Below are 19,326 nucleotides of genomic sequence, written 5' to 3' on the forward strand. Positions count from 1 at the left end.
GACAACTTCCCCTACCGTGAGGGAAAGCTCCGACATTAGCCTCGGTCGCAGTCAACAGGATCCGGCTGATCGGAGTGGGGACGTGACCGACCAAGAGCCCGTGGCCGTGGACTTCCGCCGACTGGAGCACGAGAACCTGGTCCGTGCCTATGGACTGGAGATGAAGCTGCTCTACCCGTGGGACGGCCTGACGGCCCCGTTCGAGGGCGCGTGGTGCGTGCTGCGGCCGGGCGACACGTCGGTGACGCACGCCCACCACGAGCACGAGATCTTCATCGGGATGACGGGCCGGGCCGAGGTGGTCACGCCCGACGAGCGCTACGAGTTCAACGCCGGGGACATCGCGTTCCTGCGGCCCGGCATCGAGCACCATCTGACCAACACCAGCGACGGGGACTTCGCCTACTACGCGATCTGGTGGGACCGGGCGATGTCCGAGGGGTTCGTCAAGCAGGAGGAGGAGCGGGCCGCCGCCGGTGGTCGACAGTGATCGACTACAACGGCCGCCGGTTCCGCAAGGAGGGCGCCGGCGACGCGCCGGTGGCGGTGTACCGGCAGCGGGGCGATGTCGTGTGGACGGAGGTGTCCGGCGGCCCGGTGCTGCGTTGTTCTGTCACGGGATTGAGTGATCGCGACGGCACCCTCCACATGGGATACACGATCGTGCTCGACTCCGGGGACGTGATCTGCGGCCGTACCGTGAACACGCCGGAGGTCGCCGACGACGGCCGGATCCGGCTGTGCGAGCAGTGGGAGCGCTACGGCCCGCACGCCGCCACCGGCACGTCCTACCTCGAAGAGGTGAGGGATCTCAGATGAAGTCACCGTCCGAAGAGGACTGGCGACGCCTCGGCCGGGCGGTTTCCGGCCGGGTGCTGCGCCCCGGGGACGTCGGCTTCGGTCCGGCGAGCACGCCGTTCAACCGGCGGTTCGCCGGGACCGTGCCGGCCGGCGTGGTGTCCGTCGCCGACACCGTCGACGTGCAGCGGGCCGTTGTGTGGGCGCGGGAGCTGGGCGTCGGTGTTTCGGTGCGGGGCGGCGGGCACAGCTACGCCGGCTATTCGGTCGGCTCGGGGCTCGTGATCGACATGGGCGGGTTGAGCACCGTGACCGCCAACGGTTCCACCGGGTTGGTGACGGCTGGCGGCGGCGCGTCCATGGCCAACGTGTACGCCGCCATCGAACCGTGTGAGATGGCGTTCGCGCTCGGCAACGGGGCAACGGTCGGCATTGGTGGTCTCACGCTCGGGGGCGGTTACGGCGCCACCTCCCGCGTGCACGGCATCACCGCCGACGCGTTGGTGGCGACAACGCTCGTGACCGCCGACGGGGAGGTGCTTCGCTGTGACGCCGACGAGAACGCCGACCTGTTCTGGGCGTGTCGCGGCGGTGGCGGCGGCAACTTCGGCGTGAACGTGTCCTTCACGTTCCAGGCCCAGGCGGTCGCCGACTGCGCGACCTACGTGCTGCTGTGGCGCATCGAGGACGCGGAGAAGGTGTTCTCGGTCGTGCAGGAGACCGTGCGGTCCGCGCCGGACGCGTTCGCGGCCCGGGTCGGCGTCAGCACCACCGGCTCGGACGCCATCGTGTCGTGCATCGGCCAGCACCTCGGGTCGGCGGCGGAACTGCGGGAGATCCTCGACCCCGTGCTGTCGGTGGCGCAGCCGTTCCGGGTGGCCATCGACGACCGAACGTACTGGCAGGCCAAGGATGATCTGCTGCACGAGACCTCAGCCGGCGCGTTCGCGGCCCGGACGAGCGTGTTGAACCGGCCGCTGCCCGATGAGGCCATCAGCGCGATGTTGGCGGCGGTCCGTCGATGGCCCGGCAGTGGCAACCCGGATGGAGGCGGGGCTGCGCTGTTCTCCTGGGGTGGGGCGGTGAACCGGGTTCCGGTGGCCGGCACCGCCTTCGCCCACCGGGACGCGATGTTCCTGCTGTCCATGGACACTTCGTGGGCGGAGGACGACTCCCGTGCGGTCGTGGACGCGAATCTCGGCTGGCTGGGCGAGCTCGCCGACACCATGGCGCCGTACGGCAGCGACCGGTCGTACCTGAACTTCACCGACCCCGACCTGAAGTCATGGCGGAGCGCTTATTACGGCGTCAACTACGAGCGGCTGTCGGAGATCAAGCAGCGGGTCGACCCGGACGGCTTCTTCGCCTTCGCTCAGGGGATCGGGTCATGACGACGCCGCCGCAGGTCGACGCGCGGGTGCTGTTCTGGTCGGCGGCGGAGGTCGACGCCGGGGACGTGCCCGATGAGCATCGGCCGTACGTGCAGGAGATCCTGGCGTGGGCGCGGAGGTATCTCGTGTCCCCGCATCCGGAGCTCGGTCGCAACGGACCGGTGTGCCCGTACACGCAGCCGTCGCTCCACAAGGGACTGTTCCATCTGGCGGCGTTGTCGGGTGACGGGGACGTCAACGAGGCCGTGGAAAGCCTGCGTTCTTGGTACGAACGCATCGGCTCGACCATGTCCGGCTCCGACCGTGAGCTGCTGACCGTGCTGCTTGTGTTGCCGCACCTCGACTACACCGACGCCAGCGGGCTGGACGAACTGCAGCGCGTGGCCAAGGACAAGTTCGTCGAGGACGGGCTGATGATCGGCCAGTTCCACCCGGTGTGCGACGCGCCGGGACTGTGGAACCCCGAGTTCAAGGCGCTGCGGGCGCCGGTGCCGCTGCTGGCGATCCGCAAGCTGGTCGTGTTCGACCTGCCGTTCCTGGTGGAGCACCGGGCCCACGCCGAGAGCTACATCCGCCGCTTCGCCCCGGAGATCCCGCCCCGCATCCGCAAGCAGCTCGCTCAGCGCATGACCGCTCGCTGAGCAACGCTGAGGTGCATGGACGCTATCGAGGAGTACGTGGCGCGGCACGGCGACCAGCACGAGCGGGAGCTCGCCGCGTGGGTCGCCGCGCCGAGCGTCAGCGCCACCGGCGAGGGCATGGCCGAGGCCGCCGATCACGCCCGTGACCTGCTGGTTCGTAGCGGCTTGGCGCCCCGTGTCGTCGAGACCGGGGGATGGCCGCTGGTGGTCGGGCACGGGACGGGGCCGGCGGGGAGCCCGCACGTGGTGATCTACGGCCACTACGACGTGCAACCGGCCGGGCCGCTGGCGGAGTGGGACAGCCCGCCGTTCGAGGCGGTGATCCGGGACGGCCGGATGTACGGGCGCGGGACCGGCGACAACAAGGGGCAGCATCTGGCTCAGCTACTGGCGATCAGGGCGTTGCGGGACTGCGAGGGCGGATTGCCGTGCTCGGTGACGGTGATCCTCGACGGCGAGGAGGAGATCGGCAGCCCGCACCTGGCGTCGACACTCGCCGGGATGCGGAAGGAGCTGAACGCCGACGTCGCCCTGTACAGCGACGGCCCGGTCAACGACGGCTACGAGCCAACGGTGTCACTCGGCGTGCGCGGCGTCGTGAGCTTCGAGATTGTCGTGCGGGGCGCGGGGGCCGTCTTCCACTCCGGTAACTGGGGCAATGTGGCCCCGAATCCGGCCTGGGAACTGGTGTGGCTGCTGGGGACCATGCGCGCGCCGGACGGCCGGGTTCTCGTCGAGGGATACGACGACGGCGTTGTCCCGCTCACCGAGGCTGAACTTGCGTGTCTGGAAGCGCTGCCGGTCAGCGCGGATGTCGGCCTTGACCGTTTTGATCTGGCGACGGGTGGAGTGAACGAGCGGTTGGCGATGCCCACGTTCTCCATCAACTCGCTGACCTGCCTGGACAACGACGAGCATCGGACCGTCATCCCGGCTGTTGCCGTTGCCCGGTGTGACATGCGGCTGGCGTGTGGGCAGCGGACGTCCACGGTCGTCGACGCCGTCCAGAAGCATGTCGCGCGGCACCTGCCGCATGCGGAGGTCCGGTTCAAGGCGATGATGGAGCCGTCGCGCACCCTGCCCGACGCGCCGTTCGCGAAGGTCGTGCTCGACGCCGTCGGAGCGGCCGCTGGCCGGCCCGCGTTGTTCGAGCCGGCCATGGGCGGCAGCCTCCCCATCGCCGGCATCACCGACGGCCTCGGGCTGCCGTGCTACGGCATCCAGCTCGCCAATGTGGATGAGCGCAACCATGCGCCGAACGAGAACTTCGAGCTCCGGCGGTTCCACGCCGGGATCGTGACCGCGGCGAGGGTGCTGCAGGGGATAGGCCGCAGTGAGTGAGTCGCGAAATCCCGGTGGCGCCGTGCATTTTTGGTTGGTGGTGGCGGGGTTCGGGGTGTTGGGTGGACCGATTTTGTGTGGAGCCTCTGGACGATGGCCTACGAGGGGCAATTCCGGGGCAGGCTTCGCCTGCCCCTCGCGCGGAGAGCTTAGGCCATCGTCCACCTCCACACAAAATCGGCCCAAGTGCATTGCTGGGGGTGGTGGGTTGGCGGTTGTTGGTCGCTGTGGAATTGTCAAGGAACCGGGGGTCAGTATTCGAAGGGGTGGGTCGCGTAATGGCGGCCGGTCGGGGTGGTCCAGTGTGAGGTGCCGTTAGGGTCCCTGGTCACGGTGTAGTTGTCGTGTTTGCGGTGGTGGTGCCACCGGCAGAGGCCCTGGAGATTGGCGGGTTCGGTGTTGCCGGTTGGCCAGGGGGTGATGTGGTCGTATTCCTGAATGGGGCTGGCGCAACCCGGGGCAGTACAAGTCCCGCCGGCGGACACGTGGGCGAATTCCTTCATCAACGCGGTGGGGCGGTAGGTGTCGGTGGTGATGGCGGTGGCGTGGCGGTACTCGTCGAGCAGGATGCCGCGCCAGGGGCCGTGCATAGCTAGCTCCCGGGCGGCGTCGGCGGCGATGGGGCCGTAGCCGGCGAGGTGGCCGGGGTCGTTGGTCAGGCCCAGCAACGTCTCCATCGAGAGGGTGACGAAGGTCCGCACGTTCCAGTCGCGCTTGGTCCCCCGTAGGCGGTCCAGCAGGGCATCGGAGCGTTTCTGGTCGGTGGTGCGGTCGTCGGTGGGGAGGGCTTTGGCGTCTTTGCAGAGTTGTTGGAACACGAGGTGGGCTTCGGTGGCGGGCAGGATCCAGGTCAGTTTGGCCATCCCGTCGGGGAGTGGGGCGAACTCGACCCGGCGGTCCTTGGTGGCCTTGTGGCAGCGCTGCTCGTAGCCGTCGGGGTCGGCCTGGGCGACCAGGGCGGTGGTCTTGCGGCACAGCTGGGTCCGGTTCAACCCAGCAGCGACCTCGACCAGTGCATCCTCAACCTCGGTGACCAGGTCGGGGGACAGGTGTTGGACCCGTTCCCGCACGGCGTCGAGCCGGCGGAAGTCCAACTCGCCGCGCCGCAACTGCTCGGCCAGCCGGGGCAGCGTCTCCAGGGCTTCGCTGGCTTCTTTCCGCCGGGCCACGATTTGCTCCGGTTCGGTGAGGGCCATGGCGAGTTCGGTGGGGTCCTCGGTCCGGCGTAGTGCGGCCAGTTCGACCCATTCGCAGGCGGACTTCAGTTTGCGGGCGAGGATGGACACCGTCACCAACTGGTCGGCGTCCAGTCTCGCCCATTCCACACCCATGATCAGGTCGAACAGGTCGCCACTAGGCTCCCTGGTCTCCATTTCGCGGGTGAGTTCTTCCATGTGTCCAGAATACTCGCACGCATGATCGAACTCGAATCACTAATGGGTGAACCTTTTCATGCATAATTACGCCGGCTGCCACCCCACCGTCGACACCGAACACCTGAGCGTGGATTTTGTGTGGAGGTGGACGATGGCCTAAGCTCTCCGCGCGAGGGGCAGGCGAAGCCTGCCCCGGAATTGCCCCTCGGAGGCCATCGTCCAGAGGCTCCACACAAAATCCACGCGACCCAACACGCGCAAACCCAACGCCATCCTCGGCCCGAAAAACCCCACCACCCTTGACAACCTGGGTCTTGTTACGAAACCCTGCTGGGTATGAGCACCTGGCACAAGACCGCCTGCAGCCTCTGCTACGTCAACTGTGGCATCGAGGTGCTCACCGACGGCCGGGCGATCATTCGCGTCCGTGGCGACCGGGACAACCCCCGCTCCCAGGGCTACCTGTGCCAGAAGGCGCAGCGGCTCACCTGGTACGGCGACCACGACGACCGGCTCACCACCCCGCTGCGCCGCCGTCCGGACGGCACGCACGAGGCGATCAGCTGGGACACCGCCCTCACCGAGATCGCCGCCAAGCTGAAAGCCGTCAAACGAGAAGACGAGCGGGCAAACCGCCCGGGTTCGATGGCCTACGTGGGCGGTGGCGGCCAGGGCAACCACTCCGGCGGCGGCTACGGCTTCGCCCTGCGCCGCTGGATGAACTCGCCGCGCTTCTTCGGCGCCCTCTCCCAGGAGAAGACCGGTGACTTCTGGGTCAACGGCAAGATGTTCGGCGGCCAGACCAACCACACCGCCGAGGGCATCGACGAATGCGACCTGCTGCTGGTCATCGGCTGCAACCCGTGGCTGGCCAACGGTTTCACCCGCGCCCGCAGCGCCGTCAACGACATCAGGAACGATCCCGACCGCAAGATGATCGTCATCGACCCGCGCCGGACCGAGACCGCCGACATCGCCGACGTGCACCTGCCGCTGCGCCCCGGCACCGACGCCTACCTCCTCGGCGCGATCCTCGCCCTCATCATCGAACGCGGCGGCCAGGACGCCGACTTCCTCGACGCGCACACCGAAGGCTTCGCCGAAGTAGCGGCCACTCTCGGCAAGATCCCCGTCGACGACTGGATCGCCCACGCCGAGGTCGACCGTGAAGACGTCGACCACGCCGTCGACCTGATCCTCGCCGCGAACGCGATGTCGGTCCGCGTCGAGTTGGGCATCCAGCAGGGCCGCAACTCCACGCTCAACAGCTACCTCGAAAAGCTCCTGTACCTGATCACCGGCAACTTCGGCCGGCCCGGCACGAACGCCCTGCACACCTGGCTGATGCCGCTGTGGGGCGAGTCCCGTGGCGAACGCTCGGAGATCACCGGCTTCGAGTACATCGGCGGCATGCTGCCGCTGAACACGCTGGCCGAGGAGATCCTCGCCGACCACCCGAACCGCGCCCGGGTGCTGTGGGTGGAGTCCTCCAACCCGGCCAACACCGCCGCCGACACGCTGGGCATGGAGCGGGCGATCCGCGCCGCCGAACTGTCCGTCGTCATCGACATCGCCTACACCGAAACCGCCGCGTTGGCCGACTACGTGCTTCCGGCGGCGTCGCAGCACGAGAAGTGGGAGTTCACGTTCTTCGACTTCGACTTCCCCACGAACTACTTCCACCTCCGGCCACCGCTGTTCGAGCCACTCCCGGGCACGCTCGTGGAGGCGGAGATCTACGCCCGGCTGTTCGAGGAACTCGGCGCCATGCCCGAGCAGTCCACAATGGACCAGTTGGCCGGGACGAACCGCGAGGACCTTCTCAAGGCCGCAGGCCCCGTCCTGCGGGAGAATCCGGCAATCGCCCCGATCCTGCTCTACCGCACGCTCGGCCGAACGCTGCCGGACCGCGCCGCCCCGGTGGCGATGCTCTGGCCGGGTCTCCTGGCGCTGGCCAAGCGCATGCCCGTTGCCGTGCGACGAGCGTTGGGCTCCAGCCAGGAAGGCCCGGCGCTGGCGGGGGAGTTGTTCGACCGGATCCTGAACAGCCCGAGCGGAACCGCCTTCACCACGCATGAGTACGACGAGGTCTGGCAGCTCATGCGCCACGACCGCGTGCACCTGGCCGTGCCGGAACTCTTGTCCTGGCTGGAAAACCTTGACCCGGCCACCGACCGTCCTGACCTGGACTACCCGCTCTCGCTGATCAACGGGCAGCGTCGCCGGCACAACGCCAACCAGATCCTGCGCCCGCCGGGCTGGCGTCGCACCGACCCGGACGGCGCGCTGCACGTCCGTACCGACGACCTGAAGGCCATAGGCGCCAACGAAGGCGACTGGGTGGCGGTCGTCAGCCGCGTGGGCCGGATCGTCGTCCGGGCGGAGATCGACGACTCCCTGCGCAAGGGGCAGCTGGCGTTGCCGCACGGTTTCGGCATGGCGGTGCCGGACGGCCGCGGCGGCCGGGTCTTGAACGGCCCGAGGATCAACCTGCTCACCGACGCGCACGACCGCGACCCCATCGCCGGCACGCCCCACCACAAGGACATGCCCGTACGCCTCGAACCCGCCACCGCCGAGGAGGCGGAGGCGGCGCAGCGGGACGCCGAACTCGTGCACGCCCTCATCTCCGCCGGCTCCTGAGAGCGTTAGACCAGGCTCACGTCCGAGATTCGCTGCTCACGGGTGTTTCATCGAACTTGCCGCCTCGACGAACGGCTTGTCCCGGCGCATACTGGCCGCCGCATACCGGCGAGGTGAGTGCCAGTGCACGAGGTGCTGAGAGCAGCAGCCGGCAGCCAGGTGTTCGCGGTGACCGCCGCGCCCTACCTCCTGCTGGACCGCGACCTGCGGATCCAGGCGGCGAACCCCGCTTATCTCCGCGCGACCGCCCGCCACCCGGACGAGTTGACCGGCGCGTTCGTGTTCGACGCCTTCCCCGACAACCCGGGCGACCCCGCCGCCGACGGGGTGCGCCGGCTCGGCTCCTCGCTGGAGCGGGTGCTGCGCCACGGCGTGCCGCACGACATGGGCGTGCAGCGCTACGACATCCCCGACCCCGAGGATCCCTCGTCCTTCCGGGTGAAGGTGTGGTGCCCGGTCAACTCGCCGCTGGTGGACGGCGACGGGCGGGTCATCGGGGTGCTGCACCACGTCGAGGACATCACGACCGTGCACGACATCCTCGATCACGCCGGGAGCTTGCGGCGGCCCGGGGCGATCGTGCGGCACGCGATGCTCTCCGCTGCCCGGTACAAGCGGGCGGCGTCGCAGTCGAGCGCCAGTCAGTCCAGGCGGGACCGGCTCTGGCACCGCCTGACCCACGACGCCCGCGCGGGCCGGTGCGTCGACGCACTGTGCGCGGCCGCCGTCGAGGAGCTGCCCGGCATCGACGGCGCCGTGATCACCTTGTACAGCGGGGGATCAGTGCAGTGTCTGCTCACGGCCAGCGACCGCTGGGCCCGCCGGGTGCAGGAACTTCAGGTGATCATCGGACGGGTGCCGGCGCTGCAGGCCTTCGCCACGGGCGAGCCGGTCCTACTGCCCGACCTGGAACGCGCCGGCCACCGCTGGCCCGCGTACACCGAGGCGGCCCTCGGTCTCGGCGTGGCGGCGGTGTTCGCGTATCCGTTGCACACGGCCACATTCGCGGTTGGTGCCCTCACGCTGTACAGCCGCGGTCACGTGAGCCCGCCGGTCGACGCGGAGGCGTTCGCTGACATCGCCACCGTGCTGGTGCTGGCCGACACCGACAACGACGTGATCGACCGGCTGGCCGCCGCCGGCGACGAGGACGACATCAACCTGGCGGTCGGCTTTCTCGCCGCCACAAGGGGAATCACCATCGAAGCCGCCAAGGCAGTGGTGAACCAGGTGGCCCACACGAGCCTTCGCCGCCCGGTCGACGTCGCCCGTGACGTGCTCGCCCGGCGGCCGGGAGTGCTCACCTAGCGGCGGGCGACGCCGGGCGCCTCGGTTCCTGGCGCTCGACGCCCACCTACAGCTGGGGCGCGATGTCGGACGCGACGACGTCCAACTGCCCGAGGTCGCTGATGTCCAGCACCTGCACGTAGAGCCGGGTGATCCCGGTGCGCTCGCGCCACCGCCCGATCTGGTCGACGATCTGCGCGGGCGAACCGGCCAGCGGGTTCGCCGCCGGGTCGGCCGTCCGCAGCCCGAGTGCCTCCGCCCGGCTCTCGACCTCGGCGTCGGTCTTGCCGAGGACCAGCGTGTGCGCGCAGGAGCGGACGATCTCCGCCGGGTCGCGGCCGGCGTCGACGCAGGCCTGCGCGACCCGGTCGAACTGCGTGGCCACCTCGTCGATGGGGGTGAACGGGACGTTGAACTCGGTGGCGTAGCGGGCCGCCAGCGCCGGCGTGCGGCGCGCGCCCTTGCCGCCGACGATCACCGGGATCGGTGCGAGCGGCTTGGGCAGCGCGGGCGAGTCGGCCACCGTGTAGTGCTTGCCCTGGAAGGAGAAGGTCTGCCCGGCCGGCGTGGACCACAGGCCGGTGATGATCTCCAGCTGCTCGGTGAGCCGGTCGAAGCGCTCGCCCAGCGGCGGGAACGGGATGCCGTACGCGGTGTGCTCGGCCTCGAACCAGCCGGCTCCGAGGCCGAGTTCGACCCGGCCGCCGGACATCTGGTCGGCCTGCGCGACGGCGATCGCGAGCGGGCCGGGCAGCCGGAACGTGCCGGACGTGACGAGTGTGCCGAGGCGGATGCGCTCGGTCTGCACGGCCAGCGCGGACAGCGTCGTCCACGCGTCGGTCGGGCCGGGCAGCCCGTCGCCGGCCATGGCGAGATAGTGGTCGGAGCGGAAGAAGCCGTCGAACCCGGCGGCCTCGCTGGCCTTGGCGACCCGCAGCAGGTCGGCGTAGGTGGCGCCCTGCTGGGGTTCCGTGAAGATCCTCAGATCCATGTCGCCATCCTAGGCAGACAGGTGGCGGGCGGCGTCCACGAGCACTCGCCCGTGCAGCGCGAACAATGCGCCCAGATCGACCGAATCCCCGCCGATCTCGTGGGCCACGAAGAACCCGTCCACCGCGGCCATCGTGTACAGCGCCAGCAGTCGTACGGCCTCGTCGCCCAGCTCGGGGGCGTGTTCCCGGATCGTCGAAGCGATTCGCTCCAGCGTCGTCGCCCGCACCTGCAGGAACATCCGACGCGCGCTCGCCTCGTGGGGACGCCGCTCCAGGGCGAGCATCAGTCCCAGGCGAAGGAAGTCCGGGGTCGCGACCAGCGCCTCGCCGATCCGCACCACCAGTTCGGGGACGTCCTCACCCTCGGCGTCGAACGCCGTCAGCCACTGTTCGAAGCTGCGCTCGATGACGGCCGCGATGAGCTCGTCCTTGTCCTTGAAGTGCCAGTAGATGGAGCTCACCGGCAGCCCGCACCGGGCGCTGACCTGCGCGATGCTGGTGCCGTCGTAGCCGCGCTCGCCCGCGACCTCCGCCGCGGCGTCGAGGATCCGCCGCCGCGACTCCTCGCCGTTGGCGCGCCGCTTCCGCTCGGTGCTCATCCGCCCACCTCCTTGACAACCCAGCTTACTGTAGCGACCATTCCAGTAATTACTGGAGTGATCGCTACAGGAACGAGGTCCGGTGTCCCACTACGACGTCGCCGTCGTCGGGTACGGCCCGACCGGCGTCACCGCCGCCAACCTGCTCGGCGCCCTCGGCTTGAAGGTGCTGGTCGTCGAGCGTGACGCCGAGGTCTACGCCCGCGCCCGGGCGATCTCCACCGACGAGGAGGTCGTGCGCGTCTGGCAGGGCGTCGGCCTTGCCGACGAGCTCACCCGCGACATGCTCGCCGACCGCCCGATCAGCTTCGTCGACCACAACGGCAGGTGCTTCTACGAGGCCGCCTTCACGCCGCGCGGCCATGGTCATCCGCCGCAGCTGTTCCTCTACCAACCCGCCCTGGAGGCCACCCTCCGCCAGGGCGTCAAGCGGTTCCCCGACGTTGACGTCCGCCTCGACCAGGAATGCCTTGGCATCAAACAAGACCCCACCGGCGTGGACATCGAGCTGGCCGAGGGCATCGAGCGCGCTTCCTATCTGATCGCCGCCGACGGCGGCTCCAGCCCGATCCGCACCCGGCTCGGCATCAGCTTCGACGGCCGCACCTACGAGGACCGCTGGGTGGTCGTCGACACCAGGGTCAAACGCGAGTGGCCGGGCCACGACCACCTCAGATTCCACTGCGACCCCAGCCGCCCGGCCGTCGACTGCCCGACCCCGCTCGGCCACCACCGCTGGGAATTCCCCGTGCTGCCGGGCGAGACCGAGCAGCACCTCGTCGCCGACGTCTGGCGGCTGCTCAACCGCCACGGCATCACCGACGAGCACGTCGAGGTCCTCCGCGCGGTCGTCTACAGCCACCACGTGCGGGTCGCCGCCCGTTGGCGTGTCGGGCGCGTCTTCCTCGCCGGCGACGCCGCGCACGCGATGCCGCCGTGGATCGGGCAGGGCATGTCCGCCGGCGTGCGGGACGTCGCCAATCTGTGCTGGAAACTGGCCGGCGTCCTCAGCGGGGAACTCTCCGACACCGTGCTCGATTCGTACGAAACCGAGCGCAAACCCCACGTCCGGGCCACCATGCGCCGCGCGGCGCTGGTCGGACGCGTAATCACCGAACGCCGACCCGCGATCACCGCGGCCCGTGACGCCGTGTTCCGCCGGTTCGGCCGCAGCCCCTGGCTCCGGCGGCAGCTGATGCGGCAGAGCTGGGTTCCCGAGCCCCGTTACGCACAGGGGTTCTTCACCCGTAGCCCCGGTGCCGGGCACAAGATCCCGCAGCCGTGGGTGCTCGACGGCGTCGGCGCTCGTCGCCGACTCGACGACCTGACCAGCGGCTGGACCGTGTTCAGTCTCGCGGAACAGCCCGACGCCGTCACCGTCCTGCCGCCCGGCTCGCCGCCGCGTCCCGGTTGTGTCGTCGACATCACCGGGGCGCTCATCGCGTGGCTGAGCCAGCACAAGGTCGAGCAGATCACCGTGCGGCCGGACGGATTTGTCCACTCCAGCAGGAAGCGAACGGCATGAACGAGCACACCATCAAGGCCGGCGGCCACGAGATCTTCCTGGCCGAGACCGGCGCCGGTCCGGCGGTCGTGCTGCTGCACGGTGGCGGGCCCGGCGCCTCCGGAGTCCCCACCTACAAGGCCAACATCGACGTCCTGGCCAAGCAGTTCCGGGTGATCGTGCCCGACCTGCCCGGCTACGGTCGGTCCAGCAAGACCATCGACCAGGAGGATCCGTTCGGCTCGCTGGCCGACGCCGTCCGCGGCGTGCTCGACGCGCTGGGCATCGACTCCGCCACGCTGGTCGGCAACTCCTACGGCGGGTCCGCGGCGCTGCGGCTCGCCCTGGACACGCCCAGCCGCGTCGACCGGCTCGTGCTGATGGGCCCCGGCGGCATCGGCACGACCCGCGCAGTCCCGACAAAAGGCCTGCGGCGTCTGCTCGGCTACTACCCGGAGCCCAGCCGGGAGAAGCTGGCCACCTTCATCCGCGAGTACCTGGTCTTCGACGGCGCTTCCGTGAGCGAATCGATGATCGACGAACGGTATCGGGCCAGCCTGGATCCCGAGGTGATCGCCAATCCGCCGCTGCGCCGGCCGTCCAACGCCAAGACGCTGTTCCGGATGGATCTCACCTGTGACCGCCGGCTGCGCGGGCTCGACGTGCCGACGCTGGTGTTGTGGGGCACCAAGGACAAGGTGAACCGTCCGTCCGGCGGCGTGGCCCTGGCCCGGCTCATGCCGAACTGCGACCTCATGCTGTTCGCCAACACCGGCCACTGGGTGCAGTGGGAGCAAGCCGACCGGTTCAACCGGATGGTCGCCGACTTCGTGGGGTGTCCAGAATGAATCGACACAGCGTGAACTCCGTCTTCGGCAACGTGCACCTGGGGCACATCGTCATCGAGACGCGGAAGTTCGCCGAGTGGCGGCGGTTCGGCGTCGACGCCATCGGCATGCACCTCGACACCCTGGACCACGGCACGATGCGTTTCCGGCTGGACGAGCGGCAGTGCCGGTTCCTGCTGAACTACGGGCCGGCGGAGGACGCGGTCGCCCTCGGCTGGCACATCGACGATCACGAGACGTTCGACCGGATCCTGGCCCGGGTTGTGGACCGGGGCGTTCCCGTCACCGAGGGCACGCCCGACGAGGCCGCGCAACGCGGCGTGGAACGGCTGTGGCGGTTCCCCGGGCCGAAGGGGCTCACCCAGGAGATCTTCACGACGCCGCTGGTGGATCCCAAGCCGGTCAAGGGTTTCGTCACCGGCGAGGGCGGCCTGGGGCACATCGCGGTGACCACCATGGAGCCGCACAAGGTCCGCGGCTACTACAACACGGTGTTCGACGCCCGGCTCACCGACTACGTCGACGAGACCATCAGCGGCGTCAAGCTGAAGATCCGGTTCCTGCGGGTCAACAGCCGGCACCACTCCGTCGCCGTCGCCGCGACCGGCGGCCTCAAGGTGAACCCGATCCGCACCCGCATCCAGCACCTCAACATCCAGGTCGCCAACCTGGACGACATGCTCCTGGCGTACCAACGGGTCCAGGAGCTCGGCTTCGGCATGGCGCTGTCGGTCGGCCAGCACACCAACGACCGGGAACTGTCCTTCTATGCCCGCAGCCCCTCCGGTTTCGAGTGGGAGGTGGGCTGGAACCCGATCGTCGTCGACGAGTCCACCTGGGAACCGGCGACCCACCAGAGCATCAGCATCTGGGGGCACCAGCCGGTCGGACAGACGGTGATCGACAAGCTGGCCCAGTTCGCCCGGGCCGCGCAGTCGTTGCGACACCGGGAGGAGACGGTGCCGGCGCTCAGCGGCGCCGGCATCCCGGACGAATGATCGTCAGGCCACGGCCACCGGCAAGGACAGGAACTTCGCGGCGTTCCCGCCGAGGATCTTGTCCTTGTCCGGCTGGGACAGGAAGTCCGACTCGCGGACGACCCGGCCGACCGGCCGTTCCCCGAGCGGGTAAGGGTAGTCGCTGCCAGTCATCACGTTGTCGACGCCGAGCGTGTCCACCAGCAGCCGCAGCGCCGCCGGCTCGAACACGACACTGTCCACACTGAACCGCCCGACATAGGCCGACGGCGGCTTTTCGGAGGTGCCGAGCAGATCGTGCCGCTGGTGCCAGGCGTTCTCGAACCGGCCCAGCCAGAACGCGAACGAGCCGCCGCCGTGGGCGAAGCAGATGCGAAGATCGTCCGACACCCGGTCGAACACGCCGCCGAGCACCATCGCCACCAGCGACAGGTGCGTCTCGGCCGGCATACCCGTGATCCATTGGGCCATCCAGCGGTTCAGCCGCGGCGAGGCCGGCATGTCCCACGGGTGCACGAAAACCGGCGCGCCCCGGTCGGCGCAGTGCTGCAGGAACTGGACGATGCCCTCGTCGTCGAGGTCGCGGTCGCCGACGTGGTTGCCGATCTCCACGCCGCGATGCCCGTTGTCCAGGCAGCGGTCGAGCTCCCGACAGGCCAGATCGGGATCCTGCAACGGAACCTGGCAGAACGGGATCAACCGCCCGTTCGACGGCGCGGTCAGCTCCAACGCCGCGTCGTTGAACACCTCGGCGATCCGCAGCGCCTCCCGCGGCGACCGGTCGTAGGAGAAGAACACCGGGGTGGGGGAGACCACCTGGGTGTCGACGCTGTCGGCCCCCATGTCGGCCAACCGCACCGTGTGGTCCCAGGAGTTGGACTGGATGCGCCGGAACTCAGCGGAGCCGACCATGATCGTCGCCTCGCGGGCGCTGTCCACCCGCAGCCACGGCGCGTCGTCCCAGCCGAGCGCCGGCCACTGCGCCGGCACGTAGTGGGTGTGGACGTCGATGACGCTCATCGGGCCGCCTTTCCGGGATGCACGGCGCCGCAGTTGTCGCACTTGCGGACGGTCTCGTCAGCGTAGAACTGCTCGAACACCGGCGGCAGGTCGACGACGATGTCCCGCACCTGCAACTCGACCTCGTGCACGAGGTGGTTGCAGTTCAGGCAGTACCACTGGAACTTCTCCAGCACCCCCTCCTCGCGGATGCGCTCGATCACGACACCGGCCGAGCCGGGATCGGGGCGCTGCGGGGAATGCGGCGTGTTGCGCGGCAGCAGCCACATCTCGCCCTCGCGGACGTGCTGCGTGACCACACCTTCGTCGGTCTGCAGGTTGATGTGCATGTCGCCGCGGACTGGTAGAACCACTCCTCGTCCATGGTCACCCTCCGAACCGGGCCACGAACCGCTTCTGCCACGGGGTCTCGACGGCTCGTCGCGAGTAGTGCTCGCGGACGTACGCGACGGCCTCGTCGGCCGGCACGCCGTCCAGCACCGCCAGGCAGGCCAACGCCGTTCCGGTGCGGCCGAACCCGCCGCCGCAGGCGATCTCCACCCGTTCGCCCGCAGCCCGCTCCAACAGCTCGGTCAACGCCTGCGCGAAACCCGCCCGGTCGGTCGGCAACCAGAAGTCGGGCCAGCGGACCCACCGGCTGTCCCACCCCATCGCGCCCGGATCGGCCCCTTGGAGATAGAGCCCGAACTCGGGCGTCGGCCCGGGCGGCAGCGGATTACGGAGGCCACGCCCGCGAACCAGCCGCCCCGACGGCAATCGCAGCAGACCGGGCGTGTCGGGTTCCCACGTCATCCGACGGAGCCTATCGGGGCGCGATACCAGCGGTGGTGCGTCAGCGGCTCCACCGCGAGCACGGCGGCGGCCGCCACGACGGCGTCGAGGCGGACCAGCCAGTCGTCGGTGCCGAGCCCGGCCCACACCACGGCGGCGACCACGACCAGCGGGCGGACCAGCGTGAACGGCCCGAGGCCGACCAGGATGACAAACGTGCTCTCACGCATCGGCAGCAGCCAGTACGCCACCATCGACAGCACGACCACGGCGGCGAACGGCAGCAGCACCTGGCCCATGAGAACGCCGGCAACCACGAGGTCGTCGAACCGGTCCCCGAGCGGCACCAGAATCACCGTGGCGGTAACGGCCATGCCGATCGCGCCCAGAGCCAGCCCCCGAGCGGCGGCCCGCGCGTAGTAGCGACGCTTCCGGATCCGCGCATTGCGGCCGGTCGCCGCCCGGAAGCCGGCGAACGCGGCGTCGACCAGGGCGAGGAGCACCAGGGACACGGCGACGGTCACGCGACCAACCCCCGCGCCCGCCGGCCGAGAGCCCGGCGGAACCCGTCGGTGAGCTCCGGCCGTAGCCCGAGCACCGGCCGCATCGCGGCGCAGAACGGGTTCGCGAACCGGATCGGCTCGAACAGGAACGCGTCCAGGCCGGCCGCTTGCCGCGCGGCCGACAGCAGCACGTCGTCGCCGTGCGCGCGGCGGGCCGAGGCGACGCCGTCGTGCCGGCCGAGCGGCTCCCGCATGCGGGCCCGGTGGAACAGCCACGCCCCGAACGGCGCCAGCGGCGTCGCGGCGATGTCGTAGTGCAGGAAGCCGTGAGTGCCCGGCCGGTCCTGGGCCTGGAAGAACTCGGCCAGGCTGGCGGCGGGGAAGTGGTGCAGCACGCCGTTCGACAGGTACACGGTCGCGTCCTCGTCCAGCGCGAACGCGTCCCCGCAGACGAACCGGCACGGCAGCCCTTCCGCCGCCGCGAGCCTGGCCGCCTCGTCGACCAGGGCGCGGTTGCCGTCCACGCCGACCAGTTCCACGTCCGCGCCGAGCAGGCCCGAGGCCGCCAGTGACCGGAGGACGAAGCCCAGGCCGCAGCCGATGTCCACCACCCGGGGCCGGCGCACGCCCGTCGCGGCGAGCATCGGCCGCAGCAGCTCGGCGAAGCGCTGCGCCATGTGCAGCTCCTCGTTCAACCGCTGCAGCTCGGTGTGCACGCGGACGAGCGTCCGGTTCACGGCCCGCTGATCCAGGAACTCGCCGGCCACCGGCATCCGTTCGACGATCCGGGCCGCCCTGGCGTCGCCCGCCGCCCGCAGCGTCGCCAGCACGTCGTCGCGGCGGACCGGGAGCTGCTCCCCGCTGCGGGGATCCCAGGCCACCACCAGGTCGGAGATCTCCAGCACCGCCACGGCCGGCAACACTAGCGCTGCTAGCCTGGGGCACACTTGTTGACCTGCGTGCTGGAGACCGAGACCCGATGCTTGACCGTGCCGTCATCGACGCGTTGTTCCCCGCCGATCTGCCCGAGCCGGCGCACTGGGAGCAGCGCTACCCGCAGCGGGAGCTCCCGGACGGCGCCCAGGTCACCCGGGTCGGGCCGTCGCCGACCGGCTGGCTGCACATCGGCGCGCTCTACGTGGGCGCGATCAACCGTGACATCGCGCACCGCACCGGCGGCCGCTACCTGCTGCGCATCGAGGACACCGACCAGGCCCGCGAGGTCGAGGGGGCGGTCGAGCAGTTCACCCGCGCCTTCGACTACTTCGGTCTGCCGGCCGACGAGGCCGAGGGCAACGGCGACTACGGCCCGTACCTGCAGTCCGAGCGCGAGCAGATCTACCTGACCTACGCGCGGGAGCTGCTGCGCGAGGGCAAGGCGTACCTGTGCTTCGCCACCGAGGACGAGCTGGCCGACATCCGCCGCCGGCAGGAGGCCAGCAAGATCCCGCCCGGCTACTACGGCGGCTGGGCCATCTGGCGCGACCGGGACGACGCCGACGTGCAAGCCAAGCTGGACGAGGGCGCGCCGTACGTGGTGCGGTTCCGCTCGCCGGGCCAGGTCGACGGCCGGGCCGTGTTCACCGACGCCATCCGCGGCCGGCTGGAGCACGAGGACAACCGCAACGACGTGGTCATCCTCAAGTCCTCGGCCAACCCGGTGCGGCTGCCCACCTACCACTTCGCGCACGCCGTCGACGACCACCTGATGCGGGTGAACCTGGTGATCCGGGCCGAGGAGTGGATCTCCTCGGTGCCCACCCACCTGCAGCTGTTCGCCGCGCTCGGCTTCGAGCAGCCCACGTACGCGCACATCGCGCCGCTGATGAAGCAGATCTCCGGCGGCAAGCGCAAGCTGTCCAAGCGCAAGGACCCCGAGGCCTCGGTCGACTTCTACATCGCCGAGGGCTACCCGGCCAAGGCGGTGCTGTACTACCTGAAGGGCCTGGCCAACGGGCGCATCGCCGAGATGCCGCTGGCCGAGGCGCTGGACGCGCCGATCAAGCTGGACGAGATGGGCGTGGCCGGGCCGCTGATCGACATGGCCAAGCTGGACGACATCAGCGCCGACCACATCGCCACCCTGACCGGCGCCGAGATCCTCGCCGCCGTGCGCGAGTGGGCGCTGACCCACGACGCCGACCTGGTGCCGGTGCTCGACGCCAACCCCGACCTGGCGCTGGCCGCGCTGGCCGTGGAGCGCGAGGGCGTCGACAACCCGCGCAAGGACCTGCGCAAGTGGTCCGACTTCCGCACCGCGTACGGCTTCTTCTTCCCGGAGCTGTTCACCCTGGTCACGGCGTCCGACGAGCGGATTCAGGGCGTGGAGCCGGCGCTGGCGCGGGCCTTCGCCGCCGACTTCGCCGCCGGCTACCAGCACCTCGACGACGGCCAGGAGTGGTTCGGCCAGATCCGGGAGCTGGCCGCCAAGCACGGCTTCGCGCCGAACGCCAAGGAGTACAAGAAGAACCCGGACGCCTACCCGGGTTCGATCCGCGAGGCCTCGCAGATCATCCGGGTCGCGCTGACCGGCTCCACCCGCAGCCCCGACCTGCACGCCGTGGCCACCACCCTCGGCGCCGACGAGGTGCTGCGCCGCATCGGCCACGTGGCTGGCTGAAACCCGGCGGAGATT

At 69.9% G+C, this 19,326-nt stretch carries 19 protein-coding genes; 11 read left to right on the forward strand and 8 right to left on the reverse strand.

Annotation, left to right across the window (positions count from 1 at the left end):
- Positions 1 to 82 precede the first annotated feature (82 nt).
- The 5 genes from BJ998_RS42520 to BJ998_RS42540 are packed head-to-tail and all read left to right on the forward strand — an operon-like array spanning position 83 to position 4,171.
- The gene (locus BJ998_RS42520; RefSeq protein ID WP_312890654.1) at positions 83 to 490 is read left to right on the forward strand and encodes a cupin domain-containing protein; all 408 of its coding nucleotides are present in this window, start codon (positions 83 to 85) and stop codon (positions 488 to 490) included.
- Positions 487 to 819 carry an avidin-fold protein gene (locus BJ998_RS42525; RefSeq protein WP_184869847.1) on the forward strand — a complete coding sequence of 111 codons (333 nt, stop codon included), beginning with the start codon at positions 487 to 489 and terminating at the stop codon, positions 817 to 819. The genes BJ998_RS42520 and BJ998_RS42525 overlap by 4 nt, the downstream gene beginning before the upstream one ends.
- On the forward strand, positions 816 to 2,189 hold the full coding sequence (locus tag BJ998_RS42530) for an FAD-binding oxidoreductase (protein ID WP_184869848.1): 1,374 nt from the start codon (positions 816 to 818) through the stop codon (positions 2,187 to 2,189). Before BJ998_RS42525 ends, BJ998_RS42530 begins: the two co-directional genes overlap by 4 nt.
- A complete protein-coding gene (locus tag BJ998_RS42535; RefSeq protein WP_184869849.1) occupies positions 2,186 to 2,830 on the forward strand; it encodes a DUF6875 domain-containing protein in 645 nt (214 codons plus the stop codon). Before BJ998_RS42530 ends, BJ998_RS42535 begins: the two co-directional genes overlap by 4 nt.
- Before the next feature lie 15 nt (positions 2,831 to 2,845).
- Complete coding sequence (locus tag BJ998_RS42540) at positions 2,846 to 4,171, forward strand: M20/M25/M40 family metallo-hydrolase (RefSeq protein ID WP_184869850.1); 1,326 nt, start codon at positions 2,846 to 2,848, stop codon at positions 4,169 to 4,171.
- A 251-nt stretch (positions 4,172 to 4,422) separates the two neighbouring features.
- On the opposite strand, the gene BJ998_RS42545 is transcribed toward BJ998_RS42540, so the two are convergent.
- Complete coding sequence (locus BJ998_RS42545; RefSeq protein ID WP_184869851.1) at positions 4,423 to 5,565, reverse strand: HNH endonuclease signature motif containing protein; 1,143 nt, start codon at positions 5,563 to 5,565, stop codon at positions 4,423 to 4,425.
- Positions 5,566 to 5,883: 318 nt separating this feature from the next.
- Here BJ998_RS42545 and BJ998_RS42550 point away from each other — a divergent pair, with 318 nt between their 5' ends.
- Positions 5,884 to 8,190, forward strand: a complete 2,307-nt coding sequence (locus BJ998_RS42550; RefSeq protein WP_184869852.1) for a molybdopterin-dependent oxidoreductase — start codon at positions 5,884 to 5,886, stop codon at positions 8,188 to 8,190.
- A 123-nt stretch (positions 8,191 to 8,313) separates the two neighbouring features.
- Positions 8,314 to 9,498, forward strand: coding sequence for a PAS domain-containing protein (locus BJ998_RS46900; protein ID WP_221339618.1), 1,185 nt, complete (start codon positions 8,314 to 8,316; stop codon positions 9,496 to 9,498).
- A 46-nt stretch (positions 9,499 to 9,544) separates the two neighbouring features.
- On the opposite strand, the gene BJ998_RS42560 is transcribed toward BJ998_RS46900, so the two are convergent.
- Positions 9,545 to 10,468 carry an LLM class F420-dependent oxidoreductase gene (locus BJ998_RS42560; RefSeq protein ID WP_184869853.1) on the reverse strand — a complete coding sequence of 308 codons (924 nt, stop codon included), beginning with the start codon at positions 10,466 to 10,468 and terminating at the stop codon, positions 9,545 to 9,547.
- 9 nt (positions 10,469 to 10,477) lie between these two features.
- Entirely contained in the window at positions 10,478 to 11,068 is a 591-nt protein-coding gene (locus tag BJ998_RS42565) for a TetR/AcrR family transcriptional regulator (protein ID WP_184869854.1), read from the reverse strand.
- A gap of 82 nt (positions 11,069 to 11,150) precedes the next feature.
- Between BJ998_RS42565 and BJ998_RS42570 the strand changes: the two genes are divergently transcribed.
- Genes BJ998_RS42570 through BJ998_RS42580 form a run of 3 tightly spaced genes read left to right on the forward strand, consistent with a single transcriptional unit; the run spans position 11,151 to position 14,418 of the window.
- Positions 11,151 to 12,593, forward strand: a complete 1,443-nt coding sequence (locus BJ998_RS42570) for a bifunctional 3-(3-hydroxy-phenyl)propionate/3-hydroxycinnamic acid hydroxylase (RefSeq protein WP_184869855.1) — start codon at positions 11,151 to 11,153, stop codon at positions 12,591 to 12,593.
- Positions 12,590 to 13,420, forward strand: coding sequence for an alpha/beta fold hydrolase (locus BJ998_RS42575; protein ID WP_184869856.1), 831 nt, complete (start codon positions 12,590 to 12,592; stop codon positions 13,418 to 13,420). Before BJ998_RS42570 ends, BJ998_RS42575 begins: the two co-directional genes overlap by 4 nt.
- Positions 13,417 to 14,418, forward strand: coding sequence for a VOC family protein (locus BJ998_RS42580; protein WP_184869857.1), 1,002 nt, complete (start codon positions 13,417 to 13,419; stop codon positions 14,416 to 14,418). Before BJ998_RS42575 ends, BJ998_RS42580 begins: the two co-directional genes overlap by 4 nt.
- A 3-nt stretch (positions 14,419 to 14,421) precedes the next feature.
- Here the strand turns inward: BJ998_RS42580 and BJ998_RS42585 are convergent, their stop codons facing one another.
- The 5 genes from BJ998_RS42585 to BJ998_RS42605 are packed head-to-tail and all read right to left on the reverse strand — an operon-like array spanning position 14,422 to position 17,602.
- On the reverse strand, positions 14,422 to 15,417 hold the full coding sequence (locus BJ998_RS42585) for an amidohydrolase family protein (protein WP_184869858.1): 996 nt from the start codon (positions 15,415 to 15,417) through the stop codon (positions 14,422 to 14,424).
- Positions 15,414 to 15,770 (reverse strand): cupin domain-containing protein, encoded by a 357-nt coding sequence (locus tag BJ998_RS42590; protein ID WP_312890655.1) that lies wholly within the window; start codon positions 15,768 to 15,770, stop codon positions 15,414 to 15,416. The genes BJ998_RS42585 and BJ998_RS42590 overlap by 4 nt, the downstream gene beginning before the upstream one ends.
- 13 nt (positions 15,771 to 15,783) lie before the next feature.
- A complete protein-coding gene (locus BJ998_RS42595; protein ID WP_184869859.1) occupies positions 15,784 to 16,209 on the reverse strand; it encodes a protein-tyrosine phosphatase family protein in 426 nt (141 codons plus the stop codon).
- On the reverse strand, positions 16,206 to 16,712 hold the full coding sequence (locus BJ998_RS42600) for an oxidoreductase (RefSeq protein WP_184869860.1): 507 nt from the start codon (positions 16,710 to 16,712) through the stop codon (positions 16,206 to 16,208). Before BJ998_RS42600 ends, BJ998_RS42595 begins: the two co-directional genes overlap by 4 nt.
- Positions 16,709 to 17,602 carry a class I SAM-dependent methyltransferase gene (locus tag BJ998_RS42605; RefSeq protein ID WP_184869861.1) on the reverse strand — a complete coding sequence of 298 codons (894 nt, stop codon included), beginning with the start codon at positions 17,600 to 17,602 and terminating at the stop codon, positions 16,709 to 16,711. Before BJ998_RS42605 ends, BJ998_RS42600 begins: the two co-directional genes overlap by 4 nt.
- Positions 17,603 to 17,670: 68 nt before the next feature.
- Between BJ998_RS42605 and BJ998_RS42610 the strand changes: the two genes are divergently transcribed.
- Positions 17,671 to 19,311 carry a glutamate--tRNA ligase gene (locus BJ998_RS42610; RefSeq protein ID WP_184869862.1) on the forward strand — a complete coding sequence of 547 codons (1,641 nt, stop codon included), beginning with the start codon at positions 17,671 to 17,673 and terminating at the stop codon, positions 19,309 to 19,311.
- The last annotated feature ends 15 nt before the right edge of the window (positions 19,312 to 19,326 follow it).

The sequence above is a fragment of the Kutzneria kofuensis genome, from assembly GCF_014203355.1.
GTDB lineage: Bacteria > Actinomycetota > Actinomycetes > Mycobacteriales > Pseudonocardiaceae > Kutzneria > Kutzneria kofuensis.